Genomic DNA, 26,832 nt, shown 5'->3' with positions numbered 1-26,832 from the left:
CTACTCCAAATTCTGGACCTGCTCGCGGAACTGATCGATCACCACCTTCAGCTCGATCCCGGCTGCGGTGACGGCCGATGCGTTCGACTTCGAGCATATCGTATTCGATTCTCGGTTAAATTCCTGTGCAAGGAAATCGAGCTTTCGGCCAACCGGGCCGCCTTTTGTCACGAGATCGCGGGCGGCGGCGACATGGGCCTTCAGTCGGTCGATCTCTTCGCGCAGATCCGCCTTCGTCGCGAGCAGTGCCGCTTCGGCATGCAGGCGGTCACGGTCGAGAGCGCCGGTTCCTTCCATGAGGAGCGCCACCTGCGCGGAGAGCCTTGCCGCAATCTCCTGCGGCGAACGCGAAGGATCGGCCTCGATCGTGCTTGTCAGCGCCTCGACCGTCGCGACGTGGCCAAGAAGCACGCGCGCCAGTGCCGCTCCCTCCTGCTCACGCATGCTCCTGAGATCGGAAAGCGCAGCCTTCAGTCCCGACATGATATCGGCATCGCGGACAGCGACCGTCTCTTCGCTGTCTTGCGTCTCGCGGAAATCGACGAGGCCTCGGATGGAAAGCAGCGTATCAAGCCTTAAAGGCGCCGGATCGATAAGACCTTCGAGCTTGTCGCGCATGGCGAGAACGGCGGCGAAGGCATCCTGATTGAGCACGGCCTCAAGCTGGCTCTCGCCCGAGGTCAGCGCCAGCGTAGCCTGCAGATTGCCGCGGCTGAAATTCTCGCCGGCAATGCGGCGAACATCGGTTTCAAGGCGCTCCAGACCTGGCGGAAGCCGCAGTCTGACGTCGAGGCCCTTGCCGTTGACCGAGCGCAATTCCCATGCCCAGCGCCAGCGGCCAGTCGTTCCCTCGCGCCGCGCGAAACCGGTCATGGACTGCAATGCCATCAAAGGCCTCCCGATATCAGTTGATCTTCTTTTTCTTCGGCGGAACTGCGGATGTATTGTCCGCCGGCTGGTCTTCCGGTTGTCCGTCGACAGCAATTTCAGGATCGGCGCCCTTGTCTGCTTCGAGCTTGCGCCAGCGCTTGACGTTGGCATTGTGCTCTTCGAGCGTTGCCGCGAAGACGTGGCCGCCGGAGCCATCGGCGACGAAATAGAGGTCCTGCGTCTTCCAGGGATTGGCGACAGCTTCCAGCGCATCCTTGCCGGGATTGGCAATCGGGGTCGGCGGCAGGCCCTTGATGACGTAGGTGTTGAAGGGGGTCTCTTTCTTGAGGTCCGACTGATAGATCGGCCGGTCGGAGGGTTTGCCCCCGCCACCGAAGAGACCATAGATGATGGTCGGATCGGACTGCAGCCGCATCCCCTTGCCAAGACGGTTGAGGAAGACGGAGGCCACATGCGCACGCTCATCCGGCACCCCCGTCTCCTTCTCGACGATGGAGGCGAGCGTGACGAACTCTTCCTTGCTCTTCAGGAGCAACGAAGGATCGCGCCGTTCCCAGATCTGATCGACAAGCTTCTGCTGGGCTGCAGCCATCTGGTCGATGATTTCGGAGCGCTTGGTGCCGCGCGAGAACTTGTAAGTGTCGGGCCGCAGGCTGCCTTCCGCCGGCAGGGCAGCCGGCAGGTCGCCTTCGAGGACCGCATCATCAAGCATGCGGTCGAACATCTGTCGCACCGTCAGGCCTTCCGGGAAGGAGACGGAATAGAGGATGGACTTACCGGATTTCAGGAGCTCCATGATCTCGTTCATGGACGCATGCGCCTTGATCTCGTATTCACCGGCCTTGAGGCTCTCGCCATCCGTAAGATGCGTGGCCGTCAGATAGCGGAAGACGCGGGCATCCGAGATGATCAGGTTGCGCTCGAGGTTTGTGGCGATTTCCGCGAGGCCTGCCCCATTGCGGACGATGAAGTTGGTGTTCGTCTGTAGCGGGCCGGGGTTCTGATACGCGGTGATGGCGTAGTAGAAGCCAATGAGACCGGCAATGCAGACGACCACGGCCATGGTCATTACGAAATTCAGGAAGAGGATGACCTGACTGCGAGCATTCCTGGAGCGCTTCGGCGGCTCCGGGACACGTTCCGGGCGCAGGGCTTCGCTCGGCGACTTCGGGATGATCGGTCCCTTCTGCGCCGGCTGGCCGTTGTCGCTGCTCTGGTTGGTCGTATCGCTCACCGGCAATCCTCTAAAACTTGGCCCCGCTTCGCTATTTCGCGAAGTAATGCGGCAAAAACAGGTTCTGCCGCGCTTCCTGACGCCGTTTGACGTTCGCCCGTGTCGTGAACCGTCTGCTACGCGACGTAGCGGCGCAGCACGAGCGATGCATTCGTGCCGCCGAATCCGAACGAGTTGGATAGCGCCACGTTAATTTCTCGCTCACGAGCCTTGTGCGGAACGAGGTCGATTGCGGTTTCCCGCTCAGGATTGTCGAGGTTGAGCGTCGGAGGGGCGACATTATCCCGAATTGCGAGGGTCGTGAAGATCGCCTCGATGGCGCCGGCAGCACCGAGCAGGTGGCCGGTCGCAGATTTGGTCGACGACATCGAGATCTTCGAGGCCGCATTGCCGACGAGGCGCTCGACGGCGCCGAGCTCGATCGTATCGGCCATGGTCGAAGTGCCATGGGCGTTGATGTAGTCGACGTCGGCAGGCGTCAGGCCCGCGCGCTTCAGCGCCATGGTCATGCAGCGGAACGCGCCATCGCCATCTTCAGACGGAGCGGTGATGTGGAACGCATCGCCGGAAAGGCCGTAACCGACCACTTCTGCATAGATCTTGGCGCCGCGTGCCAACGCATGGTCCAGCTCTTCGAGAACGACAATGCCGGCGCCCTCGCCCATGACGAAACCGTCACGATCCCTGTCATAGGGGCGCGACGCTTTCTGCGGGTCGTCATTGTGCTGCGTCGACAGCGCCTTGCAGGCAGCAAAGCCGGCAAGCGAAATGCGGCTGACCGGGGATTCCGTGCCACCGGCAACCATGACATCGGCATCGCCGAGCGCAATGAGGCGGGCCGCATCGCCAATGGCGTGCGCGCCGGTGGAGCAGGCAGTAACAACCGAATGGTTCGGGCCGCGCAGCTTATGGCGAATGGAGACCTGGCCCGAAACAAGGTTGATCAGCCGGCCGGGAATGAAGAAAGGAGAGATACGGCGCGGGCCCTTGTCGCGCAGCGTATAGCCGGCTTCGACAATACCCTCGATGCCGCCGATGCCGGAGCCGATCAGCACGCCGGTGGCGATCTGGTCCTCATCGGTTTCCGGATGCCAGTCGGCGTCCTTGAGTGCCATATCGGCAGCAGCCATGCCGTAGATGATGAAAGGGTCTACCTTGCGCTGTTCCTTCGGCTCCATCCAATCGTCGGCATTGAACGTACCGTCAGAACCATCGCCGACGGGAATGCGGCAAGCAATCTTGGCAGGGAGATCCTCGACTTCGAATTCGGACACGAGACGGGCGCCGTTTGCCCCCGCAAGCAGGCGGGACCAGGTAACTTCCGTTCCGCATCCCAAGGGCGATACCATGCCGGTACCAGTAATGACGACCCTTCTCATCGACTGCTTTCCCCCGTCTGTTATGTTTTATGGAGAAACATGCTCAAAAGAAAAGGGCGGACTCTTGGCCCGCCCTTTCTCGAATGCACAGTATCAGGCCTGAGCCTTTTCAATAAACTTCACGGCATCGCCAACGGTCAGGATTGAGTCAGCGGCATCATCGGGGATTTCAACGCCGAATTCTTCTTCGAAAGCCATGACCAGTTCGACCGTGTCGAGCGAGTCGGCGCCCAGATCGTCGATAAAGCTGGCGCTCTCGACGACCTTGTCGGCATCGACGCCAAGATGATCAATAACAATTTTCTTTACGCGTTCTGCGATATCGCTCATGTCGGTTTCCTCGACCTTATGTCCTGATCGGAATGTCCTTCTGACACCCCTACCCTGTTTCAGCCTGCGATGCGTTCAGACATCCTCGGCAAACTCGTTTACCCGGCTTTAGAGAAGTCCCAGGCTTGCGAAAAGCCCGCCGGTCCGTCTGCTTTTTCGGGACGACTGTTGACAGTCATGGCCCGCTTAACATGCTTTAAGTCTGCCGCAAAGCCAGAAAATCAACCGTTCGTGATTGCTCAACACGCTATTGGCTTAAATCGGCGACTGCGGCAGCTAATCGTTTCAGATCATGGCCATGCCGCCGTTCACATGCAGCGTCTGACCCGTCATATAGGCGGCCTCAGCAGACGCGAGATAGGCGACAGCCGATGCCACTTCGGCGCCGGTTCCCATGCGCTTCATGGGGATTGCACCCATGATCGCCTCCTTCTGCTTGTCGTTCAGCTTGCCGGTCATGGCGCTTTCGATGAAGCCCGGGGCGACACAGTTGACCGTCACGTTGCGCGTGGCGATTTCCTGCGCCAGCGATTTCGTGAAGCCGATCATACCGGCCTTGGAGGCGCAGTAGTTCGCCTGTCCCGGATTGCCGGTGACGCCGACGACGGAGGTGATGTTGATGATGCGGCCATAACGGCGGCGCATCATCGGATGGGTGAGTTCGCGCGTTAGGCGGAAGGTCGCCGTCAGGTTCACTTCGAGAACAGCATCCCAGTCCTCATCGCTCATGCGAACGAAGAGACCGTCCTTGGTGATGCCGGCATTGTTGACGAGGATATCGACGCCTTCGAGATCGGCTTCCGCCTTCTGGCCGAGAGCCTTGACTTCGTCGCGATCCGAAAGGTTCGCCGGGAAGATCTTCACGCGATCGCCGAGTTCGTTTGCGAGAGCCTCGAGCTTTTCGACGCGAGTTCCGTGCAGGCCGACAATGGCGCCCTGCTTGTGAAGAAGGCGGGCGATTTCTTCGCCAATGCCGCCCGATGCGCCGGTGACGAGAGCCTTGCGGCCGGAAAGATCGAACATGGGAACGTTCCTTTTATAAGGTGGGGCAATCAGGCCGTGAGGGCGGCAACAGCAGCGTCGATATCGGCTGGGCCGTTGACCGAGACGCCATTGATAGTCTTGTCGATGCGGCGCGCAAGACCAGTCAGGACTTTGCCGGCACCGAGTTCATAGAGCGTGGTGACGCCATTTGCGGCAAACCATTCCACCGTTTCGCGCCAGCGAACCTGTCCGGTGACTTGCTCGACGAGAAGGGCTGCGATCTCCTCGGCATCCGTGACAGGTGCTGCGCGAACATTTGCGATAAGGGGCACGACCGGATTGGCCTTCTTCACGCCGGCGAGCGCCTCGCGCATGGCATCTGCGGCAGGTGCCATCAGTTTCGAATGGAAGGGAGCGGAGACCGGCAGCAGAATGGCCCGCTTGGCGCCCTTGTCGGTTGCAAGGCCAGCGGCCTTTTCGACGGCCGACTTCTCGCCCGATATGACGAGCTGGCCGCCGCCGTTGTCGTTGGCAATCTGACAGGAGCCGATTGCTGCAGCCTCCTCGCAGACGGCCTGCACGTCGGCATGTTCGAGGCCGATGATGGCGGCCATGGCGCCGACGCCGACAGGCACGGCAGCCTGCATGGCATTGCCGCGGATGCGCAGAAGGCGGGCTGTGTCGGCTATCGAGAAGGTGCCGGCGGCACAGAGGGCGGAATATTCGCCAAGAGAATGGCCGGCGACATAGGCGACCTTGGCCTTCAGATCGAGACCCCTGGCTTCAAGAACGCGGATAACGGCCAGGGAGACGGCCATCAGCGCCGGCTGGGCGTTTGCCGTCAGCGTCAGCTTGTCCTCGGGACCGTTGAACATGGTGTCGGAAAGCTTTTCACCGAGCGCTTCATCGACCTCTTCGAAAACGGCTCGGGCTTCTGCAAAATTCTCGGCGAGATCCTTGCCCATGCCAACGGCCTGGCTGCCCTGGCCGGGAAAAGTGAAAGCAATGGTCATTTTTCAATCCCTCGATAGTGCCCGTCGGGCCATTTCGCCTCCAATTGACATTCTTTCTTTGAGAGTCAAGTGGCGGCAGATTCTCTCCAAAGCCTTTCGCCCCAGCGGAAACGCTCGGTTTTTTCTCTTGCGCTTCGGCAAATCCGTCCTAGATTTGCGCGGCTCTTCCCACGCCTTTCCCTTTTTCAGACCACGCCCAGGGTTTCCGATGAAATATAATAAATTAGGCCGCACCGATATTTCCGTTTCCGAGATTTGCCTTGGCACCATGACCTGGGGCACGCAGAACAGCGAGGCAGAAGCCCACGAGCAGATGGACTACGCTGTCCAGGAAGGCATCAATTTCTTCGATACCGCCGAGCTTTATCCGACCACGCCTGTTTCGGCCGAAACACAGGGCCGCACGGAGGAGTATATCGGCAGCTGGTTCGAACGGACCAGCAAGCGCAAGGATATCGTTCTTGCCACCAAGGTTGCCGGTACCGGCCGCTCCTACCTGCGCAACGGCGAAGGCGCCGACGGCAAGAATATCCGCCTCGCGCTCGAGGCGAGCCTGAAGCGGCTGAAGACGGACTATGTCGACCTCTATCAGATCCACTGGCCGAACCGCGGCCATTTCCATTTCCGCCAGAGCTGGCACTACGATCCGTTCGGGCAGGATCGCGCCAAGGCCGTCGCCAACATGACCGATATTTTGCAGACGGTGGGCGAACTGGTGAAGGAGGGCAAGATCCGCGCCTTCGGCCTGTCCAACGAGACGACCTGGGGCATCCAGAAATATGTGAGCCTCTCCGAGCAGATGAACCTGCCGCGCGTCGCCAGCACCCAGAACGAATACAATCTTCTCTACCGGCATTTCGATCTCGACCTCGCGGAACTCTCCCATCACGAAGATGTCGGCCTCCTCGCCTATTCGCCGCTTGCCGCCGGCATTCTGAGTGGGAAATACATCAATGGCGAGAAGCCTGCGGGCACGCGCGCCGCGATCAACGGTGATCTCGGCGGCCGCCTGCAGCCGCTGCAGGAAGCGCCGACGAAGGCCTATCTCGATATCGCGGCTCGGCATGGGCTCGATCCGTCGCAGATGGCACTCGCCTTCTGCCTGACCCGTCGCTTCATGACCTCGGTCATCGTCGGCGCAACCACGATGGCACAGCTGAAGACGGATATCGGATCCGTCGGCGTGAAGCTCAGCGGCGAAGTGTTGGCGGAGATCGAGAAGGTTCACCGGCAGTATCCGATGCCGCTCTGAGGGGGTTGGTATCCCCGACGTTTTGAGGGCGCGAGCAATCGCGCTCTTTTCTCATTCCGGCAGGCGGTGGCCGCTTTTCGTAGTTTATTGCCCGCTTCCCTTGCCTTTCGCGCAAAAATCCGTATAAGCGCCCCTGTTCGTTAACCCGGTCTTCTGGCTGGTGGCTGAACGGAGGGCCGGTTTGCTTCTTGCGAGCCGTTCGGAACGGAAGCGTTCCAGCCTCCCGTGTCTCCGCTCTCGACCGTCTCGGAAACGCTTTTCTTGCTTGGCGCTATCGCCTCTCAGGAGCAGTCGTTGAGGCTTAGCCGCCGAATGCCGGGTTCTGATCAACGCAAGAAAGGCAAAGCTGTCATGGCTCTTTATGAACATGTATTCCTTGCCCGACAGGATATTTCCACGCAGCAGGTCGATGCCCTCGTAGAACAGTACAAGGGTGTTATCGAAGCTAACGGTGGTAAGGTCGGGCGTATCGAAAACTGGGGCCTCAAGTCCCTCACCTACCGCATCAAGAAGAACCGCAAGGCTCACTACGCCCTGATGGACATTGATGCACCGGCAGCCGCGATCCAGGAAATGGAACGCCAGATGCGCATCAGCGAAGACGTTCTTCGCTACATGACCATCGCTGTTGAAAAGCACGAAGATGGCCCGTCTGCCATGATGCAGAAGCGCGACCGCGACGACCGTGGCCCGCGTGAAGGCGGCGACCGTGGCCCGCGCCGCGAATTCGGCGATCGTCCGCCGCGCCGTGACGGCGACTTCCAGCGTGGCCCGCGTCCTGATCGCGCTCCCCGCGAAGACCGTGCATAAGGAGAAATAAGAATGTCTGAATCTTCCTCCGCTCCGGTCCGTCGTCCGTTCCATCGTCGTCGCAAGACCTGCCCGTTCTCCGGTGCAAACGCTCCGCGCATCGACTACAAGGACGTCCGTCTCCTGCAGCGCTACATTTCCGAGCGCGGCAAGATCGTTCCGTCCCGCATCACGGCCGTTTCCCAGAAGAAGCAGCGCGAACTCGCCCAGGCGATCAAGCGTGCACGCTTCCTCGGCCTGCTGCCGTACGTCGTCGCCTAATTGACTATCGAAGCCCCGGATCTTCGGATCCGGGGCTTCCTCCCTTCCGCGATGGGCGCGGATCGGAACCTTAAAACCCATGTTGAGGCATCTCCCGGATCGATTCAGGGAAATCCTCTAACTGCTTGATGAAGCAGGACAGCGAAGTGACGAAACTGAACCCGAAAACGCTTGCGATCGGCGCACTCGCCGGATTGACCGCCGCCTTGCTGGTGCTTGGCGCGAGCATGCAGCCGTCGTTCAGTGCCGTGCTCTATGCCGCTTCCGCACTTCCCATCCTGCTCGTCGGTCTCGGCTGGGGCAACCTCGCGGCAATATCCGCCGTCGTCACCGCTGCCGTGCTGGGTGCGATCGCCATTTCGCCGTCCTTCGCGCTCGTCATGACGATGGTGACGCTGCTGCCGGCCGGCTGGCTGAGCCATCTTGCCAATCTTGCGCGCCCGGCATCCGAACTCGGCGGCCCCGACCATCTGCTTGCCTGGTATCCGCTGTCCGACATCCTTCTGCATCTCTGTGGCCTGGTCACGATCGCCGTCATCGTTACCGGCATCATGATCGGTTACGGGCCTGAGATTACCGACCAGATGGTCGACATGCTGATGGCCTCGCTGCAGGAGCAGCAGCCGACTTTCGTTCCGGACCCGGTCGCGACCGCCCAGACCAAGTCGCTCGTCGTGCTCATGCTGCCCGCGCTGCAGGGCGCCATCTGGGTGGTGATGCTGTTTGCCGCCTATTACATCGCGACGCGTATCGTCACCGCCTCCGGCAAGGGCCTGCGCCCGCGCGAGGATATCCCCTCGTCGCTGCGCATGAACCGGAATTCGATCTTCATCTTCCTCGTCGGACTTGCCGCCACCTTCATGGGCGGAATTCCGGCGATGATCGGCGCCACGGTCGTCGGAGCCTTCGGCGCCGGCTTCCTGATGTCCGGCTTCGCCGCGCTGCACTTCCGCACGCGCGGCAAGGACTGGCGCTTGCCGGCCCTCATTCTCTGCTACCTGGCATCCACCATGATGCTGCCAGCTCTTTTCATCCTCGTGCTCGGTCTTGCCGATACCCGCAAGGCGATCGCCCTGACCCCGACCAAGGATGCCGATGCCCCCAAACAAACCGATACCGAAATCTGAGAACAAGAAAGGAAAACACCATGGACGTCATTCTTCTCGAACGCATCTCCAAGCTCGGCCAGATGGGCGAAACCGTAAAGGTTCGCGACGGCTTCGCACGCAACTACCTCCTGCCGCTCGGCAAGGCACTGCGCGCCAACGCTGCCAACAAGGCCCGTTTCGAATCCGAGCGCGCAACGCTCGAAGCTCGTAACCTCGAGCGCAAGTCCGAAGCTCAGAAGGTCGCCGACGTTCTCGACGGCAAGTCCTTCATCGTCGTACGCTCTGCCGGCGAAACCGGCCAGCTCTACGGCTCCGTCGCTGCCCGCGACGTCGTCGACATTCTGGCTGCCGAAGGCTTCAACATCGCCCGCAACCAGGTTCACCTCAACACGCCGATCAAGGCGATCGGCCTGCACAAGGTCGAGCTGCAGCTCCATGCTGAAGTTGAGATCAACGTCGAGCTGAACGTTGCCCGTTCTGCTGAAGAAGCCGAACGCCAGTCCAAGGGTGAAGAACTCACCTCTGTCGACGCCATCTACGGCGTTGACGAAGACGCACTGCGTCCGGAAGACTTCTTCGATCCGGAAGCCGACGGCCTCGACGAAGACGAAGCATAATTTCTGTCTTCAGGCAGAACGAAAAGCCCGGCTCGCGCCGGGCTTTTTTGTTGTTGGAGCTTTTCCAGCCGGCAGGCTTTTTTGCTGCGTCCTCCAATCGAGGGCGCTAAAATAACAGAATGCTGGAATGACGAAGTGAGTCGCTGCAGGCACCGTGTCCCGCAAGTGACAGTCAGGATATTTCTCCTCAAGCGATCCGCCGACTGTGGAGAAATCGAACAACGTGCACAGCGCCGCCGATTTGACGGCGAGCTGAAAGTAGTTGCCGCGCGGCACTTGATTTTATTCAGTCCGCCCTGCAAATCCGGGTTTTGGAAAAGACAGTACGGATGACGATGAACGAAGCTGCACGAAAGATTGCCGCCGTTGCTCCCGCAGAGCAGCACTATCGCGAAGCGCCGAACAACATCGAGGCCGAACAGGCGCTGCTCGGTGCCATCCTGATGAACAACGACGCCTATTACCGGGTGTCGGACTTCCTGAAGCCCACGCACCTCTATGAGCCGCTGCACCGGAAGATCTTCGAGGTCGCCGGCGACATCATCCGCATGGGCAAGATCGCCAATCCGGTGACGGTCAAGACCTTCCTGCCGGCCGACGAGAAGGTCGGCGACATCACCGTCTCGCAATATCTCGCCAGCCTCGTCACGGGTGCTGTGACGATCATCAATGCCGAGGACTACGGAAGAGCAATCTACGATCTGGCGATCCGCCGTGCGCTGATCACCATCGGCGAGGACGTCGTCAACATAGCCTATGACGCGCCGCTCGACATGCCGCCGCAGGCGCAAATCGAAGATACCGAACGCCGCCTGTTCGAGCTTGCCGAAAATGGTCGTTATGACGGCGGCTTCCAGGCCTTCAACGATGCTGTGGCGCTCGCGATCGACATGGCGGCTGTCGCCAAGGAACGTGACGGCGGCCTTTCCGGCATTTCCACCGGCATCCACTCGCTCGATTCCAAGATGGGCGGGTTGCAGCGCTCGGACTTGATCGTGCTCGCCGGTCGTCCGGGTATGGGCAAGACCTCGCTTGCGACCAACATCGCCTATAATATCGCGGCCGCCTACGAAGGCGAAGTGCAGTCCGACGGCAGCATGAAGGCGAAAAATGGCGGCGTCGTCGGCTTCTACTCGCTCGAAATGTCGTCCGAACAGCTCGCGACCCGTATCATCTCCGAGCAGACGGAAGTCTCCTCCTCGAAGATCCGCCGCGGCGACATCAACGATGCCGATTTCGAAAAACTCGTCGCCTGCTCGATGATGATGCAGAAAGTGCCGCTGTTCATCGACCAGACCGGTGGTATCTCGATCGCCCAGCTTTCGGCACGTGCCCGCCGTCTCAAGCGCCAGCGCGGACTCGACGTGCTTGTCGTCGACTACGTGCAGCTGATGACCGGCTCCGGTAAGTCGAACGAGAACCGCGTGCAGGAAATCACCCAGATCACCACCGGTCTCAAGGCGCTCGGCAAGGAACTCAACGTTCCGATCATCGCGCTGTCGCAGCTCTCGCGTGCCGTCGAAAGCCGCGAAGACAAGCGCCCGCAACTTTCCGACCTTCGTGAATCCGGCTCGATCGAGCAGGACGCCGACGTCGTGCTCTTCGTGTTCCGCGAAGAATATTACGTCAAGAACATGGAACCGCGCGATATCCACGACCCGAAATATCCGGAATGGGAAGCGCTGTTCGACAAGGTGAAGGGCACGGCCGATGTCATCATCGCCAAGCAGCGTCACGGACCGACCGGCACGGTGAAGCTCGCCTTCCAGTCGGAATTCACGCGCTTCGCCGATCTCGCCGATCCGTCCTTTACCCAGTACGAGGAACATTGACGCGGGTTTCCCCGTCAATTCCTCAGGGCGCAAAACCGCCGCGCAATTTTGCTGAATTGCTTCAGAGCCCCGCAGCGCGAAGAAGCGCTGCCGTTGCCACACCGACAACGACACTTGCCAGCATCGGCAGGCGGCTGGCAGCGATTGCGGTCGCCACACAGGCCAGCGTCTCCGCCCAACCGGTCGCAAATGCGGTTGGGGCAATGACGGCCATCAGCACTGCCGGCGGGATGGCTTCGATTGCCGTTCTCCTGTTCTCGTTGATCTCGACGTAGCGGATCAATACGAGACCGCTGATGCGGGTGAAGATCGTGGCGGCAGCCATGGCAAGGATGGCAAGCAGAGTGTTGGGATCGAGCGTCATGCCGCCTGCTCCCGCGCCCTGCCTCTCCAGAGAGCCATGGCCAGCCCCGCCAGCGCGCCGGCTGCGATGTACCAGACGCCTGGCACGAAATGATGGACGGCGACGGCCGCAATCCCGCTTGCCGCGAGAACGGCACCGGTTTCCCGCCCCTTCCAGAAGCCCATGACCAGCACGATGAAGACAGCCGGAAAGGCGAAGTCGAGACCGATGACGGCGGGATCGCCGAGAAAGGCGCCGAGCAGCGCACCTGCAAGCGACGAGCCGACCCAGGTCAGGTAGAAGGGCGTAACGATGCCTGCATACCAGGCGGGTGTGAGCCGTGTCGTCCCGGCGCGGAATTCCGCCATGGCCCAGAGCTCATCGGCAAGGAACAGCATGGCGATATAGCGTTTGATACCGGAGAAGCACTGCATCTTCGTGCCGATCGAGGCGCCCATCAGCACGTGGCGGATATTGACGAGCAGGGCCGCGAAGCCGACGCCGATCCAACTCGCCGGATGCGTCCAGATATCCATCGCCACGAACTGCGAGCCGCCGGCAAAGACAAGCGCGCTCATCAGCGTCGTTTCCAGGGCCGAAAGCCCCTTGGTAGCCGAGACCGCGCCGAAGACGAGGCCGATCGGCAGTACAGCGACGATCAACGGAAAAATGGCACGCATTCCGCCCAGGAATTCGCGGACAGGATTTTTGCCGGCTGGCCCGGTCTGTTGCAACATTGGCAACCTCCACATCAAGATGGCGGAGAGGTAGCCGAGACAGTCGCGTGCTGTATTGAACGAAAGTGATCAACCGACTCGAAACTGGCCGGGGGTCACCCCGGTGCGGGATTTGAAATGGCGCGTGAAATGCGCCTGATCGGCAAAGCCGCATTGGACAGCGACATCGGCCGGCATGCGGCCTTCCCTCAGCAGGCGCCGGGCGACGAGGACACGCCGGTCGGTCAGGAAGGCGTGCGGGGTGATGTGATATTCCCTTCGGAAGGCGCGGATTAGATGGGCGCGGCTGAGGCCCGCCACCGTCGCCAGCTCCTCGAGGCCGACATCGCTGTCGAAATTCTCGATCAGGTAATCGCGAGCGCGGGCGACAGCGCTCCGCTCCTTGGTGTCGACCGGCAAGACGATCGTGCTGCCATAACGCGCGAAGATCGCCGCCAGCACCGAGAACATGCTTTCATCGGATTCGAGCGCACCGGCGCCGCTTTCAAGCGTGCGGTGCGCGGTGTGGAAAGCTCTGGCAAACTGCGGATCGCGCGGCAGTGCCCTGACAAAGGACGGCGTCGCGTTGAACGCCTTGCCGGAGACATCCTCCAGAATATCGATGAACAGTTTCGTATCCGGGTAGATCATACGGTAGCGATATCCCTCACCGCCCGGAGCGCCGTCGTGCACGACACCGGGATCGATCAGATAGAGGTCTCCTGGTCCGGTTTCTTCCCGCCTTCCGCTCAGTGTCGCGATCTGGCTGCCGCTTTCAATCGCGCCGATGCTGAATGTATCGTGGGCGTGCGGCGCGTATTCATGCGTGAGAAAACTGGCGCTCAGGCACTCCATGTCGCGAAAACGGCTATCCCGCCAGAAGCGGGCCGATTCCACCTTGGCAAGCGGCATGGCATCTGCCGCCTCTTTTTGCGATACGTTCTGCATCCAGCCAGATTAGCGCGCGCCGGGCCGTCCGTCTTGAACAAAAGTGATCGCATGTGGGAAAGGCTGCTATGTGACTGCGCGTGCTTTCTCTTTGCCACAATGGTCTCTAGAGTATTGGCAGCATTTTCCTTTCCCTTTCAGTGCGGCGATTCATGACAGATTTTTCCATCCCCTTCGAAGACGAGGACCTTTTCGCCTCCGCCGGACTGCGGCTGACCGTCGACCTGACGGCGCTGACCGACAATTGGCGAGACATGGCGCGACGCTCCGGGAAGGCCCGCACGGCCGCCGTCGTCAAGGCGGATGCCTATGGGATGGGGATCGAGGATGCCGGCGAAGCGCTCTATCTTGCCGGCGCACGGGATTTCTTCGTGGCGACCGTCGATGAAGGTGTGACGCTGCGCATGTTTGCGCCTGAGGCACGCATCTTCGTGCTGGCAGGCATATGGCCCGGCACCGAGCGGCGCTTCTTCGAAAACGATCTGGTGCCGATCATCTCCTCGGAAGAGCAGCTTGCATTCTGGATGGCGGTGCTTGCAGATTACGGCGACTATCCTTGCGCCCTGCATGTCGATACCGGGTTCAACCGTCTCGGACTGACGCTGGATGAAGCGCTCGCTCTTGCGGACGATGTATCGCGGCCGGCGAGTTTTGCGCCCGTTCTCGTCATGAGCCATCTTGCCTGCGGCGACGATCATTCCTCGGCAATGAACAGGCAGCAGCTTGAATCATTCCGCAAGGTTAGCGCCGCCTATGAAGGTATCGATTCAAGTCTTGCGGCGTCCGGCGGCATCCTGCTCGGCAGCGACTATCACTTCGATCTCACGCGGCCGGGCATTGCGCTCTATGGCGGGCAGGCCGTCAACGGCATGGCGAACGCGATGCGTCCGGTGGCGACCGCCGAGGCGCGCATCATCCAGGTCCGTACCGTCAAGGCCGGTGAATCCGTCAGCTACGGGCAGACGCTGCAGCTGACGCGCGACAGCCGGCTCGCCGTTGCTGCGGCGGGTTATGCCGACGGCTACATGCGCAGCCAGTCGAGCGGCGGCGTGCCGTTGCGCCAGGCAGTGCCGCAGGGCGGACAGGGCTTCATTGCCGGTCACAAGGTACCTGTCGCCGGCCGCATCACCATGGATCAGACGATCTTCGACGTGACCGACCTCCCGGAAAATGCGGTTCGCGCCGGCGACTATATCGAGCTCTTCGGCAAGAACATGCTCGTGGACGACGCGGCCAAGGCTGCCGGTACGATCGGTTACGAGATGCTGACCAGCATCGGCCTGCGCCACGAGCGCAAGTACGAGATGGACGAGGAATAGTCTCTAGCGAGTGGTGAGCGCGAGGCGCACGCCGAGCGCCACGAACAGCGCACCAAGGCCGCGATCCAGCCACAGGCCTATCCTGGCATTGCGCTTGAAGAGATCAGCAAGCCGCCCTCCCGCAAGGATCAGCGGCGGCTCGATGAAAAAGGCGACCACAATGATCAGGCCGCCGTGAACGGCAAGCTGCAGCCATGCCGGGCCTGCGCCCTCCACGACGAATTGGGGCAGGAAAGCGAGGAAGAAGATCGCCACTTTCGGATTGAGCAGCGAGACCAGTACGCTCTGGCGATAGATGCGCCGCCAGCCGAGCGTCTCGCCCGCTGCACGCACGAAGCCGCCCTCACCTTTCGAGCGCAGCGCCTGGATACCGAGCCAGACGAGATAGACCGCGCCCACCCATTTGACGGTGGAGAAGGCGATTGCCGAGGCGGCAAGGATCGCCGACAGGCCGAAAGCGGCAAGAAGCACGTGGATGCAGGCGCCTGTCCAGATGCCGAAGACGGCAGAGAAGCCGGCGCGCGTGCCGCTCTTCATCGTATGGCCGAGGATGAAGGCCATGTCCGGGCCGGGCGAGATGTTTAGAAGGACCGCCGCAGTCAAAAAACCGATCCAGTGAGCGAGCGAATAATCGAGCATGGCCTATCCCTTGAGAGCCTGCCCATGCTGCCAGCCCGGCCACTGATAGGAAAATCATTAGTTTTGATCGGTGCAGGAAGCCATTATCTAGGGCGAAACCGATTCGGCCGCCCAGGCGGCTCTACGTGAAAGCAGTCATTGATGGCCAAGGCCAGAACACAATTCATATGCCAGAGCTGCGGTGCGGTGCATAATCGCTGGGCCGGCAAATGCGACAATTGCGGCGAGTGGAACACCATCGTCGAGGAAGACCCAATGGGCGGCATCGGCGGCGGACCGGCCAAGACGCCGAAGAAGGGCCGGCCCGTGGCACTGACCGCCCTGTCCGGCGAGATCGAGGAAGCGCCGCGCATCCATACCGGCATCTCCGAGCTCGACCGCGTCACGGGCGGCGGCTTCGTGCGCGGCTCGGCCGTGCTCGTCGGCGGCGATCCCGGCATCGGCAAATCGACACTGCTCATGCAGGGGGCGGCCGCCCTTTCCCGGCGCGGGCACAAGATCATCTACGTTTCGGGCGAAGAGGCGGTGGCGCAGGTGCGACTGCGCGCCCAGCGACTGAATGCGGCCGACACGGATGTGATGCTGGCGGCAGAGACTAATGTCGAAGATATTCTGGCAACACTGGCCGAGGGCAAACGCGCCGATCTCGTCATCATCGACTCCATCCAGACGCTCTGGAGCGAGCTCGCCGAATCCGCGCCGGGCACGGTCACGCAGGTGCGCACCGGTGTGCAGTCGATGATCCGTTTTGCCAAGCAGACGGGCGCGGCCATGGTGCTCGTCGGCCATGTGACCAAGGACGGCCAGATCGCCGGCCCGCGCGTGGTCGAGCACATGGTCGACGCCGTGCTTTATTTCGAGGGTGACCGCGGCCATCACTATCGCATCCTGCGCACGGTCAAGAACCGCTTCGGGCCGACCGATGAAATCGGCGTCTTCGAAATGTCGGACAAGGGACTGCGCGAAGTCGCCAACCCTTCCGAACTCTTCCTCGGCGAGCGCAACGAGAAATCGCCGGGTGCCGCCGTCTTTGCCGGCATGGAAGGCACGCGGCCTGTTCTCGTCGAAGTGCAGGCGCTGGTGGCGCCGACATCGCTCGGCACGCCGCGGCGCGCAGTCGTCGGCTGGGACTCGGCTCGCCTGTCGATGATCCTTGCGGTTCTGGAGGCCCATTGCGGCGTTCGCCTCGGCCAGCATGACGTCTACCTCAACATCGCCGGCGGATTCCGCATCTCCGAGCCTGCCGCCGATCTTGCCGTCGCATCGGCCCTTGTTTCCTCGCTGGCCGGTATTGCCCTTCCGGCCGATTGCGTCTATTTCGGCGAAGTCAGTCTGTCGGGCGCCGTCCGGCCGGTTGCGCAAACAGCCCAGCGCCTTAAAGAAGCCGAAAAGCTGGGGTTTTCGGCTGCTCTGCTGCCATCCGGCTCCGCCGAACTGCCCAAGAGCGGCGGCCGCTGGAGCGAGATCGAGAGCCTGCCGGATCTGGTCGCGCGCATAGCCGGCTCGAAAGGGGCGTTGCAGCGTGTGGAAGAAGACGTTTGATCCTTCATCACTGATAGCGGGGATGCTATAGGATCAGCCAAACAAGGCGCGACGCGGCCCGCAAGGCGGCAGTCTGGAGTGGAATTTACATGCCCATTACGATTTTCGACGGTATTGTCATCGGCGTCGTGCTTTTCTCCGCCGTGTTGGCAATGGTCCGCGGCTTCTCGCGTGAGATCCTCTCGATCGCGAGCTGGGGCGGCTCTGCAGCCGCCGCCTACTATCTCTATCCGCATCTCGTGCCCTATGCGAAGAAATATACCGACGATGACCGTATCGCCATTGTCGGTTCGGCCGCCGTCGTCTTCCTGATCGCGCTGATCATCATCTCCTTCATCACCATGAAGATCGCCGATTTCATCATCGACAGCCGCATCGGCGCGCTCGACCGCACTTTGGGCTTCCTCTTCGGTGCTGCGCGCGGCATACTTCTGCTCGTCGTCGCCGTCGCCTTCTGGAACTGGCTGGTTGACGCCGATCACCGCCCGGCCTGGGTCAACAATGCCAAATCGAAGCCATTCCTGGATTCTCTCGTCGTTCGCCTGCAGGCGGTCCTGCCGGATGAATTCGCCCAGATGATCCAGAAGAGCATCACCGAGAAGCTTGGTGGCGCGCGCACGACGGAAGAAAATGCGCCGGCCAACGATCAGGCTCCGGCGGAAGACGCAGCACCCGCCCCTAACAATGGCGCACAGCAGCCATCTAATTGACGCAGTGTTCACTCGCTTGACCCGCGGCCTGGCAATTGCCATTTGAGCGGGACGTAAGACCAAAGGTCCGGCCGGGCATTTCGCTCCGCCGGGCCTCAACCGTTTCAGAGCCGGCGAGCGGGCTTTGAGGAAGTGTCGTTCAGCATGAATTTATCGGAAAGCTGCAAGATTTCCGGTATCATGCTACTGGACAAGCCGATCCATTCTTGTGAGAGCAGAGGCCCGCAGAAATGAACCAGTCCCATTCCTTCCCGATTGACGATCCGCTCGACGGAGACACGCTGCATGAGGAATGCGGCGTTTTCGGAATTCTGGGACATCCCGATGCGGCGGCGCTGACCGCGCTCGGCCTGCATGCGCTTCAGCATCGCGGGCAGGAGGCGGCCGGTATCGTCTCCTTCGACGGCAAGCGCTTCCATCAGGAACGCCATATGGGCCTCGTCGGCGACCATTATACCAATCCGATGACACTCGCCCGCCTGCCCGGCAGCATGTCGATCGGCCATACGCGCTACTCCACGACAGGCGAAGTGGCGATGCGCAATGTGCAGCCGCTCTTTGCCGAACTGGAAGAAGGCGGTATCGCCATTGCCCATAACGGCAATTTCACCAACGGCCTGACGCTGCGCCGGCAGATCATCGCCACCGGCGCCATCTGTCAGTCGACATCGGATACCGAGGTCGTTCTCCACCTCATCGCCCGCTCCCGCCACACGTCCACGGCCGATCGCTTCATTGACGCCATCCGTCAGATGGAAGGCGGCTATTCGATGCTCGCAATGACGCGCACGAAGCTGATCGCCGCGCGCGACCCTACCGGCATCCGCCCACTCGTCATGGGCGAACTCGACGGCAAGCCGATCTTCTGCTCGGAGACCTGCGCACTTGACATTATCGGTGCCAAGTTCATCCGCGACGTGGAGAATGGCGAAGTTGTCATCTGCGAAATCCAGCCCGACGGCTCGATAAGCATCGATGCCCGCAAGCCGAGCAAGCAGCAGCCGGAACGCCTCTGCCTGTTCGAATATGTCTATTTCGCACGTCCGGATTCGGTCGTCGGCGGGCGCAACGTCTATACGACGCGCAAGAACATGGGCATGAACCTTGCCAAGGAAGCCCATGTCGATGCCGACGTCATCGTGCCGGTTCCCGATGGCGGCACACCCGCGGCTCTCGGCTACGCGCAGGCCAGCGGCATTCCCTTCGAATACGGAATCATCCGCAACCACTATGTGGGCCGCACCTTCATCGAGCCGACACAGCAGATCCGCGCCTTCGGCGTGAAGCTGAAGCACTCCGCCAACCGGGCGATGATCGAAGGCAAGCGCGTGGTGCTGGTCGACGATTCCATCGTGCGCGGCACGACCTCGCTGAAGATCGTGCAGATGATCCGCGAGGCGGGCGCCAAGGAAGTGCATATCCGCGTCGCCAGCCCGATGATCTTCTTCCCGGATTTTTACGGCATCGACACGCCCGACGCCGACAAGCTGCTCGCAAACCAGTATGCCGATGTCGAAGCCATGGCGAAATATATCGGTGCGGATTCGCTCGCCTTCCTGTCGATCAACGGCCTCTATCGCGCCGTCGGCGGCGAGGATCGCAACCCGGCCCGCCCGCAGTTCACCGACCATTATTTCACCGGTGACTATCCGACCCGGCTGCTCGACAAGAATGGCGAGTCCATGGGCAACAAGATTTCCGTGCTTGCCAGCAACGGCTGAGCCGCTTCCGCTTTGACTTTCCTATCAGGGGCGCTTATTGCGCCCCTTATCTTTTCAAGCACATCCGGGACCGGGGCAGATGAACATCAATCTCGAAGGCAAGATCGCGCTGGTCACAGGCGCATCGCGCGGCATCGGCTATTTCACCGCCCTCGAACTCGCCAAGGCCGGCGCGCATGTGATTGCCTGCGCCCGCACCGTCGGCGGCCTTGAAGAGCTTGATGATGCCATCAAGGCGGTGGGCGGCTCAGCGACGCTCGTTCCCTTCGATCTCGCCGATATGGAAGCAATCGATCGTCTCGGCGGCTCGATCTTCGAGCGCTGGGGCAAGCTCGACATTCTCGTTGCCAATGCCGGCGTGCTCGGCGTCATCTCGCCGATCGGCCATATCGAGGCGAAGGTCTTCGAGAGGGTCATGAACATCAATGTGAATGCCACCTGGCGGCTGATCCGCTCGGTCGATCCGCTGCTGACGCGCTCGGATGCCGGCCGCGCGGTCATCATGTCGTCGGGCGCGGCCCACAAGTGCCGCCCTTTCTGGAGCGCCTATTCCGCCTCCAAGGCAGCCGTCGAGGCGCTTGCCCGCACCTGGGCCGGCGAGACGCAATCGACGCCGCTGCGCATCACCAGCGTCGATCCGGGCGCCACGCGCACCGCCATGCGCGCGCAGGCAGTACCGGGCGAAGACCCGATGAGCCTGCCGCACCCGTCCGAAGTGGCCAAGGCGATCCTGCCGCTGCTCGGTCCCGGCGTGACCGAGACGGGCAAGCTGTTCATCGTGCGCGAGAACAAGCTGGTCGATTACCAGCTGCCGGGATGACCTTGCCGCAAGGACCGATCGTTTCAGGCGATCCTCTCGATCCGGCAGCGTTCTAGCAGTGGGTAGCTTTCGATAAAGGGCTTAAGGTGCGATAACATCGTCTCGAAATCCCTGCCGTAAATGTAGAGCGCTGTATCCCGTGGTCCCTGCCAATTGCTGGCAACGACTCCGGCGCCGTCCAGAAGCCGTGAGAACTCGGCCACCACGTGATTGATATCGCATTCTTCATAGACAGAAGCCGGCAATTCCGCGCCGTTCACGTAAACCGCGAGGCCATGTTGCCGTCCAAAATTGATGCTCCGTCGCTGATCTGGAATCTGTAGGATCGATCCAGCCGGAGCCAACATCGATTCCAAAACTTCGGTCAAAAGCGTCAGTCTGGCATCCGTGGGATTATCGACCTCGATCTCGATGTCGCATTTCGCAATCTCACCACTTGCCGCCTGGAGCGTGCCACCTCCAACAACCCGCATACCGTGCTTTTTCTCTGACATAAAAGCATCAAAAGCATCCTCCAGCTCGCCCCTATCCATTGGTTGAAGGCGGGCATTGAGCGTGGCGACAACAATCGTGCTCTTGGAACGCTTCCTAAATAAGCCGAACATCCATAGCCTCTGAACAAGATCTTCGGTCCGAGGCACAACTGCCTGGACGTGCCTTATGCACTCCCTCTTCTCTCAGAATTTTCGGGTCCCTGGCAATGGCATCTCAGGAAGTTCTGACCCTTGACCTTTTTCATCGCCCAAGCCATAACCTTCCGCATGAAAACGGTTACCTGCATTATTTGCCGGAAGATTATTCGCTAGCCCAAAGCTGGCCTGGCCGTTTTCGTCTCCCAAATGTCCAAGATGCGAAACGCCCCGGTCTGCCGGTGGTGGTGTTTTTCTGCATATGCATTTTAGGAGAGTGGAATGGGCGGCACGCCGGAACTGAAGCTGTACAATACGCTGACGCGGGAAAAATCGGTCTTTGCCCCGATCGATGCCGAAAACGTCCGCATGTATGTGTGCGGCCCGACGGTCTATGATTTCGCCCATATCGGCAATGCCCGACCGGTCATCGTCTTCGACGTGCTGTTCCGCCTGCTGCGCCATGTCTATGGCGAAAGCCATGTCACCTATGCGCGCAACATCACCGATGTCGATGACAAGATCAACGCGAGGGCGCTGCGCGATTATCCGGGCCTGCCGCTCAATGCGGCGATCCGGGCGGTGACGGAGAAGACCGAGAAGCAGTTTCTCGACGATGCCTTGGCACTCGGCTCGCTCGAGCCGACTGTACAGCCGCGCGCGACCGACAATATCACCCAGATGATCGAGATCATCGAGCGGCTGATTGGGCGGGGTCATGCCTACCAGGCCTCAGGCGAAGTGCTGTTCGATACGAAGTCGATGGCCGATTACGGCCAGCTTTCGAAGCGCAATCTCGATGAGCAGCAGGCGGGCGCCCGCGTCGCCGTTGACGCGCACAAGAAGAGCCCCGGCGACTTCGTGCTCTGGAAACTGTCTGACGAAAACGAGCCCGGCTGGGAGAGCCCCTGGGGCCGCGGCCGACCGGGCTGGCACATCGAGTGCTCGGCCATGAGCGGACGCTATCTCGGCGATGTCTTCGATATCCATGGCGGCGGGCTCGACCTGATCTTCCCGCACCATGAGAACGAGATCGCCCAGTCGCGTTGCGCCCATGGCACTAACGTGATGGCGAATGTCTGGATGCATAACGGCTTCCTGCAGGTCGAAGGCCGCAAGATGTCGAAATCCGAAGGCAATTTCGTCACCATCTACGAACTTCTGCACACAGAGACATTCGCCGGCCGGCAATGGCCGGGCGAAGTGCTGCGCCTTGCGATGCTGATGACGCATTACCGCGAACCGATCGATTTCTCCGTCAAGCGACTGGAGGAAGCCGAGCGGCTGCTCGCCAAATGGCCGGCCGCAGAACCCGGCAATGCCAAGCCGGACGAAACGGTGCTGAATGCGCTCGCCGACGACCTCAACACGGTCGCCGCCGTCCAGGCGCTGCATGCGCTTGCCCAATCCGGCGATCCCGCCGTCTTTGCAGCCAGTGCCGCCCTGCTCGGCGTGCTGCCGAAGAAGACGGAGATCGACGAGGCCGTGGCGGCGGAAATCGATACGCGCGTCAAGGCGCGGCTCGAGCTCTTGAAGGCGAAGAATTTTGCCGAGGCCGACAAGATCCGCGACACGCTTGCTGCCGAAGGCATCCAGCTCAAGGATGGCAAGGATCCGGAAACGGGTGAGCGGGTAACGACGTGGGAGGTGAAGAAATGAACACCTATACCGGCGGATGCCAATGTGGCGCGATCCGTTTCCGGGCGCGGGGCACGCCGCCGGATTCGTCGATCTGTCACTGCCGCATGTGCCAGAAGGCGTTCGGCGCCTACTACGCGCCGCTGGTCTCCGTACGCGGAATGGAATTCGAATGGACCAGAGGCCAGCGCAAGACCTTCCGGTCCTCGAATTTCGTCAACCGCGGCTTCTGCGGCGATTGCGGCACGCCGCTGACCTATGAGGCACCCGACGGCATGGCCGTTGCGGCCGGCGCGTTCGATGATCCGTCTTTGCTGCCGCCGACCATCCAGTGGGGGGTGGAAGGCAAGATCGCTTTCGTCGATCACCTGAACGAACTGCCGGGAGAACGAACCGAGGCAGATCTCGCTGCCGGTTCCTTCCTCCATCAGATCGTGTCCTATCAGCACCCCGACCATGATACGCCGGTCTGGCCGCCGGAGGATCACGCGTGACGGCAAAGGCTGAACAGAGCGGTGGATGCCAATGCGGCGCGGTTCGTTACAGGGCAAATGGCGAGCTCGGCTATCCGCATGTGTGCCATTGCCGCATGTGCCAGAAGGCCGCCGGCAATTATTTCCTGCCGCTTGCAGGGGTGATGCGGGTCGATTTCGAGCTCACGCGTGGCGAGCCGAAATGGTTCCACTCCTCCGGCCTCGTGCGACGCGGCTTCTGCGGCGATTGCGGTACGCCGCTTTTCTACGACATTCCCGATGCCGACTCCATCAACATCACGCTCGGCTCGCTCGATGATCCGCAAGCTGTAAAGCCGGTCATGCAATCCAATCTCGACAGCAAAATGGTCTGGTTTCATGCGCTCGACGGCTTGCCCGTCGAACCGGAACCGGAAACAACCGATCGCGAGGACGGGATTGCGGCTAGCAATCATCAGCATCCCGACCACGATACATCCCAATGGCCTTCAGGAGCTCATCCATGACCGAGACGACGAGAACAGGCGGCTGCCAGTGCGGCGCCGTACGCTTCCGCATAACAGGCAAGCTCGGACGTCCGTCCATCTGCCATTGCCGCATGTGCCAGAAGCAGTTCGGCGGCTTCTTTTCCGCTCTGGTGACAGCGCCGGAAGAGGGCATGGAGTGGTCGCGCGGCGAACCGACCTATTTCCAGTCCTCGGTCAATATCGAGCGCGGCTTCTGCAGCGATTGCGGCACGCCGATGACCTATCGTCATCCGGGCGGGCTGGAGCTTGCGATCGGCACATTCGACGACCGCAGCGATCTCGCCCCGCAGATCCAGGTCAATTACGATGCCCGCCTGCCCTGGGTCGAGACGATCTTCGACGCGCCCGTGCACAAGGATCCGGATTTTTACGCCCGGCAGGAGGCGATCATCTCCTTCCAGCATCCCGACCACGATACCGCTGTCTGGCCCGCAAAAGGCGTGAAGATATGACTGGAGCGACGCGCACACTCTATCCGGAAATCGAACCCTATGCTTCCGGCCATCTCGATGTCGGCGACGGCCATGTGATCTATTGGGAGCGCTGCGGCAAGCCGGGCGCCAAGCCGGCGGTCTTCCTGCATGGCGGTCCGGGCGGAGGCATTTCACCCGCCCATCGCCGTCTGTTCGATCCTGATCTTTATGACGTGCTGTTGTTCGACCAGCGCGGCTGCGGCAAGTCGACCCCACATGCAAGCCTCGAGGCCAACACGACCTGGCATCTCGTTGCCGATATCGAGCGGCTGCGCGAGATGGCGGGCATCGACAAATGGCAGGTCTTCGGCGGCTCCTGGGGCTCGACACTGGCGCTCGCCTATGCCGAGAAACATCCGGATCGCGTTTCCGAACTCGTCGTGCGCGGCATCTACACGCTGACGCGGGCCGAACTCGACTGGTACTATCAGTTCGGCGTCTCCGAGATGTTCCCGGACAAATGGGAGCGCTTTGTCGCTCCTATCCCGCCTGAAGAACGCCATGAGATGATGCTCGCCTATAACCGGCGCCTCACCGGTGCGGACCGGGCCGTGGCTCTGAAGGCGGCCCAGGCCTGGAGCATCTGGGAGGGCGAGACGATCACGCTGCTGCCGGAGAAATCGACCAGCGGCAAGTTCGAGGAAGCCGAGTTCGCCTATGCCTTTGCGCGCATCGAAAACCATTTCTTCGTCCATGCCGGGTGGATGGATGAGGGCCAGCTGCTGCGCGATGCCGATAGGCTGAAGGATATCCCCGGCGTCATCGTCCACGGGCGTTACGACATGCCCTGCCCGGCCAAATATGCCTGGCTGCTGCACAAGGCATGGCCAAAGGCCGAGTTCCACCTGATCGAAGGGGCCGGGCATGCCTTTTCGGAACCCGGCATTCTCGACCAGCTGATCCGGGCAACGGACCGGTTCGCAGGTAAACAATAAGGCCGCAAGCGGCGACAGGAAACACCACTATGGCACGCGAAAGAATCTACCTCTTCGACACGACGCTTCGGGACGGGCAGCAGACGCCCGGCATCGACTTTTCGGTCGAGGACAAGATTGCGATTGCAAGCATGCTGGACGATTTCGGGCTCGACTATGTCGAGGGCGGTTATCCCGGAGCAAACCCGACCGATACCGCCTTCTTCGCCGAAAAGCGTACGAGCGAGGCCTCCTTCGTCGCCTTCGGAATGACAAAGCGGCCAGGTGTTTCCGTCTCCAACGATCCGGGGATAGCCGGGCTCCTGCAGGCGCGCAGCGACGCGGTCTGTTTTGTCGCCAAGAGCTGGGATTATCACGTGCAGGTGGCGCTTGGCTGCACCAACGAGGAGAATCTCGAATCCATTGCCGAAAGCGTCAAGGCCGTCGTTGCCGCCGGCAAGGAGGCGATGGTCGACTGCGAGCATTTCTTCGACGGCTACAAGGCCAATCCGGAATATGCGCTCGCCTGTGCGAAGACCGCCTATGAGAACGGCGCGCGTTGGGTGGTGCTCTGCGACACCAATGGGGGCACGCAGCCGCCGGAAGTGCGCGCAATCGTCGAGGCGGTGATCGCCTTCGGCGTGCCGGGGCACTGTCTCGGTATCCATGCGCATAACGATACCGGCCAGGCCGTTGCCAATTCGCTTGCTGCCGTCGAGGCCGGTGTACGCCAGATCCAGGGCACGCTGAACGGCATCGGCGAACGCTGCGGCAATGCCAACCTGGTAACGCTAATCCCGACGCTGGCGCTGAAGAGCGCTTACAATACGCGTTTCGAAACCGCGATCGACGCCGAGCGGCTGACCAACCTCACCCGCCTGTCGCATGCCTTCGACGAGCTGCTCAACCGCTCGCCGGATCATCAGATGCCCTATGTCGGCGCGTCCGCCTTCGCGACGAAGGCCGGCATCCATGCCTCGGCGCTGCTGAAGGACCCGCGCACATACGAACACGTGCCGCCGGAAAGTGTCGGCAATTTCCGCAAGGTCATGGTCTCTGATCAGGGCGGCAAGGCAAACTTCATCAATGCGCTGAGGCGGCGCGGCATCGACGTCGCAAAGGACGATCCGAAGCTCGATCTCCTGATTTCGATCGTCAAGGAGCGCGAGGCTTCCGGCTATGCCTACGAGGGCGCCGATGCGAGCTTCGAGCTTCTGGCGCGGCGCACCATGGGAACAATCCCGGATTTTTTCACGATCGAAGGCTTCCGGGTGATGATCGAACGGCGCTTCGATTCCCACGGGCGCATAAAGATCGTCTCCGAAGCCGTCGTGAAAATCGCCATCGATGGCCAGACGCTGATGTCGGTGGCGGAAGCAGAAGGCCCGGTCAACGCACTCGACCTCGCGCTGCGCAAGGATTTCGGCAAATATCAGCATGAGATCGACGATCTGGTGCTCGCCGATTTCAAGGTGCGTATCCTCAATGGCGGCACCGAGGCCATTACCCGCGTTCTGATTGAATCGACCGATTCCAGCGGTGTGCGCTGGTGGACGGTCGGCGTTTCCGAAAACATCATCGACGCCTCGTTCCAGGCATTGATGGACTCGGTCATCTACAAGCTGATGAAGAACCGGCAACTTGCCGGCAAGATCGCTGCCGAGTGAGCTGGAGCATTCCAGCAAACTGGGCAGAGGTTGCGTCCGGA

Annotated in this window: 28 protein-coding genes; 17 read left to right on the top strand and 11 right to left on the bottom strand. The window is 61.1% G+C overall.

The annotated features are described in order from the left end of the window. The 6 genes from FHX06_RS26460 to fabD form a co-directional block, all read right to left on the bottom strand. Positions 1-888 (bottom strand): YicC/YloC family endoribonuclease, encoded by an 888-nt coding sequence (locus FHX06_RS26460; RefSeq protein WP_113146163.1) that lies wholly within the window; start codon positions 886-888, stop codon positions 1-3. 16 nt (positions 889-904) lie between these two features. Continuing rightward, positions 905-2,125, bottom strand: coding sequence for an endolytic transglycosylase MltG (gene mltG / locus FHX06_RS26455; protein ID WP_018115542.1), 1,221 nt, complete (start codon positions 2,123-2,125; stop codon positions 905-907). Between the two features lie 116 nt (positions 2,126-2,241). Continuing rightward, positions 2,242-3,504: a beta-ketoacyl-ACP synthase II gene (gene fabF / locus FHX06_RS26450; RefSeq protein ID WP_112544716.1), complete on the bottom strand. Its 1,263-nt coding sequence runs from the start codon at positions 3,502-3,504 to the stop codon at positions 2,242-2,244. A 93-nt stretch (positions 3,505-3,597) separates the two neighbouring features. Continuing rightward, a complete protein-coding gene (locus FHX06_RS26445) occupies positions 3,598-3,834 on the bottom strand; it encodes an acyl carrier protein (RefSeq protein ID WP_003547058.1) in 237 nt (78 codons plus the stop codon). A 285-nt stretch (positions 3,835-4,119) separates the two neighbouring features. Then, a complete protein-coding gene (gene fabG / locus FHX06_RS26440; protein ID WP_018115544.1) occupies positions 4,120-4,857 on the bottom strand; it encodes a 3-oxoacyl-[acyl-carrier-protein] reductase in 738 nt (245 codons plus the stop codon). 29 nt (positions 4,858-4,886) lie between these two features. Further along, on the bottom strand, positions 4,887-5,831 hold the full coding sequence (fabD, locus tag FHX06_RS26435; RefSeq protein WP_113013935.1) for an ACP S-malonyltransferase: 945 nt from the start codon (positions 5,829-5,831) through the stop codon (positions 4,887-4,889). Positions 5,832-6,039: 208 nt separating this feature from the next. Here fabD and FHX06_RS26430 point away from each other — a divergent pair, with 208 nt between their 5' ends. The 6 genes from FHX06_RS26430 (at position 6,040) to FHX06_RS26405 (ending at position 11,712) form a co-directional block, all read left to right on the top strand. After that, positions 6,040-7,083: an aldo/keto reductase gene (locus tag FHX06_RS26430; RefSeq protein ID WP_183881392.1), complete on the top strand. Its 1,044-nt coding sequence runs from the start codon at positions 6,040-6,042 to the stop codon at positions 7,081-7,083. Between the two features lie 351 nt (positions 7,084-7,434). Further along, complete coding sequence (gene rpsF / locus FHX06_RS26425) at positions 7,435-7,893, top strand: 30S ribosomal protein S6 (protein ID WP_029616526.1); 459 nt, start codon at positions 7,435-7,437, stop codon at positions 7,891-7,893. 12 nt (positions 7,894-7,905) lie between these two features. Next, positions 7,906-8,154: a 30S ribosomal protein S18 gene (rpsR, locus tag FHX06_RS26420; protein ID WP_007531286.1), complete on the top strand. Its 249-nt coding sequence runs from the start codon at positions 7,906-7,908 to the stop codon at positions 8,152-8,154. A gap of 128 nt (positions 8,155-8,282) precedes the next feature. After that, positions 8,283-9,281 (top strand): DUF2232 domain-containing protein, encoded by a 999-nt coding sequence (locus tag FHX06_RS26415; protein WP_210300642.1) that lies wholly within the window; start codon positions 8,283-8,285, stop codon positions 9,279-9,281. A 20-nt stretch (positions 9,282-9,301) separates the two neighbouring features. Then, positions 9,302-9,880 (top strand): 50S ribosomal protein L9, encoded by a 579-nt coding sequence (gene rplI, locus FHX06_RS26410; RefSeq protein ID WP_018115549.1) that lies wholly within the window; start codon positions 9,302-9,304, stop codon positions 9,878-9,880. A gap of 335 nt (positions 9,881-10,215) precedes the next feature. Continuing rightward, positions 10,216-11,712 (top strand): replicative DNA helicase, encoded by a 1,497-nt coding sequence (locus FHX06_RS26405; RefSeq protein WP_007820234.1) that lies wholly within the window; start codon positions 10,216-10,218, stop codon positions 11,710-11,712. 61 nt (positions 11,713-11,773) lie between these two features. On the opposite strand, the gene FHX06_RS26400 is transcribed toward FHX06_RS26405, so the two are convergent. The 3 genes from FHX06_RS26400 to FHX06_RS26390 form a co-directional block, all read right to left on the bottom strand. Continuing rightward, positions 11,774-12,076, bottom strand: a complete 303-nt coding sequence (locus FHX06_RS26400; RefSeq protein ID WP_183881390.1) for an AzlD family protein — start codon at positions 12,074-12,076, stop codon at positions 11,774-11,776. Continuing rightward, on the bottom strand, positions 12,073-12,792 hold the full coding sequence (locus FHX06_RS26395; RefSeq protein WP_112967987.1) for an AzlC family ABC transporter permease: 720 nt from the start codon (positions 12,790-12,792) through the stop codon (positions 12,073-12,075). The genes FHX06_RS26400 and FHX06_RS26395 overlap by 4 nt, the downstream gene beginning before the upstream one ends. A 69-nt stretch (positions 12,793-12,861) precedes the next feature. Next, complete coding sequence (locus FHX06_RS26390) at positions 12,862-13,683, bottom strand: AraC family transcriptional regulator (protein ID WP_183881387.1); 822 nt, start codon at positions 13,681-13,683, stop codon at positions 12,862-12,864. A gap of 188 nt (positions 13,684-13,871) precedes the next feature. Here FHX06_RS26390 and alr point away from each other — a divergent pair, with 188 nt between their 5' ends. Continuing rightward, on the top strand, positions 13,872-15,038 hold the full coding sequence (gene alr, locus FHX06_RS26385) for an alanine racemase (protein WP_113114938.1): 1,167 nt from the start codon (positions 13,872-13,874) through the stop codon (positions 15,036-15,038). Positions 15,039-15,041: 3 nt separating this feature from the next. Here the strand turns inward: alr and FHX06_RS26380 are convergent, their stop codons facing one another. Then, positions 15,042-15,677: a LysE family translocator gene (locus tag FHX06_RS26380; RefSeq protein ID WP_183881385.1), complete on the bottom strand. Its 636-nt coding sequence runs from the start codon at positions 15,675-15,677 to the stop codon at positions 15,042-15,044. A gap of 141 nt (positions 15,678-15,818) precedes the next feature. On the opposite strand from FHX06_RS26380, the gene radA reads away from it, so the two are divergent. The 4 genes from radA to FHX06_RS26360 all read left to right on the top strand — a co-directional run bounded on the left by radA (position 15,819) and on the right by FHX06_RS26360 (position 20,470). Next, positions 15,819-17,219, top strand: coding sequence for a DNA repair protein RadA (gene radA, locus FHX06_RS26375; RefSeq protein WP_018115556.1), 1,401 nt, complete (start codon positions 15,819-15,821; stop codon positions 17,217-17,219). 89 nt (positions 17,220-17,308) lie between these two features. Then, positions 17,309-17,929 carry a CvpA family protein gene (locus FHX06_RS26370; protein ID WP_112544723.1) on the top strand — a complete coding sequence of 207 codons (621 nt, stop codon included), beginning with the start codon at positions 17,309-17,311 and terminating at the stop codon, positions 17,927-17,929. A 230-nt stretch (positions 17,930-18,159) separates the two neighbouring features. Next, entirely contained in the window at positions 18,160-19,650 is a 1,491-nt protein-coding gene (gene purF / locus FHX06_RS26365) for an amidophosphoribosyltransferase (RefSeq protein WP_029616529.1), read from the top strand. Between the two features lie 79 nt (positions 19,651-19,729). Beyond that, positions 19,730-20,470: an SDR family NAD(P)-dependent oxidoreductase gene (locus tag FHX06_RS26360; protein ID WP_018115560.1), complete on the top strand. Its 741-nt coding sequence runs from the start codon at positions 19,730-19,732 to the stop codon at positions 20,468-20,470. Positions 20,471-20,493: 23 nt separating this feature from the next. On the opposite strand, the gene FHX06_RS26355 is transcribed toward FHX06_RS26360, so the two are convergent. Further along, positions 20,494-21,075 carry a hypothetical protein gene (locus FHX06_RS26355; RefSeq protein ID WP_183881383.1) on the bottom strand — a complete coding sequence of 194 codons (582 nt, stop codon included), beginning with the start codon at positions 21,073-21,075 and terminating at the stop codon, positions 20,494-20,496. 306 nt (positions 21,076-21,381) lie between these two features. On the opposite strand from FHX06_RS26355, the gene cysS reads away from it, so the two are divergent. The 6 genes from cysS to cimA are packed head-to-tail and all read left to right on the top strand — an operon-like array spanning position 21,382 to position 26,791. Then, on the top strand, positions 21,382-22,758 hold the full coding sequence (gene cysS / locus FHX06_RS26350) for a cysteine--tRNA ligase (protein WP_113114939.1): 1,377 nt from the start codon (positions 21,382-21,384) through the stop codon (positions 22,756-22,758). Continuing rightward, a complete protein-coding gene (locus tag FHX06_RS26345; protein WP_183881381.1) occupies positions 22,755-23,231 on the top strand; it encodes a GFA family protein in 477 nt (158 codons plus the stop codon). Before cysS ends, FHX06_RS26345 begins: the two co-directional genes overlap by 4 nt. Next, complete coding sequence (locus FHX06_RS26340) at positions 23,228-23,716, top strand: GFA family protein (protein WP_113114940.1); 489 nt, start codon at positions 23,228-23,230, stop codon at positions 23,714-23,716. Before FHX06_RS26345 ends, FHX06_RS26340 begins: the two co-directional genes overlap by 4 nt. Beyond that, positions 23,713-24,189 carry a GFA family protein gene (locus tag FHX06_RS26335; RefSeq protein ID WP_018115565.1) on the top strand — a complete coding sequence of 159 codons (477 nt, stop codon included), beginning with the start codon at positions 23,713-23,715 and terminating at the stop codon, positions 24,187-24,189. The genes FHX06_RS26340 and FHX06_RS26335 overlap by 4 nt, the downstream gene beginning before the upstream one ends. Beyond that, the gene (gene pip / locus FHX06_RS26330; RefSeq protein WP_183881379.1) at positions 24,186-25,145 is read left to right on the top strand and encodes a prolyl aminopeptidase; all 960 of its coding nucleotides are present in this window, start codon (positions 24,186-24,188) and stop codon (positions 25,143-25,145) included. Before FHX06_RS26335 ends, pip begins: the two co-directional genes overlap by 4 nt. A gap of 29 nt (positions 25,146-25,174) precedes the next feature. After that, positions 25,175-26,791, top strand: coding sequence for a citramalate synthase (gene cimA / locus FHX06_RS26325; RefSeq protein ID WP_183881376.1), 1,617 nt, complete (start codon positions 25,175-25,177; stop codon positions 26,789-26,791). The last annotated feature ends 41 nt before the right edge of the window (positions 26,792-26,832 follow it).

The sequence above is a fragment of the Rhizobium sp. BK512 genome, from assembly GCF_014194915.1.
GTDB lineage: Bacteria > Pseudomonadota > Alphaproteobacteria > Rhizobiales > Rhizobiaceae > Rhizobium.
This window is presented reverse-complemented; position numbering and strand designations above follow the sequence as displayed.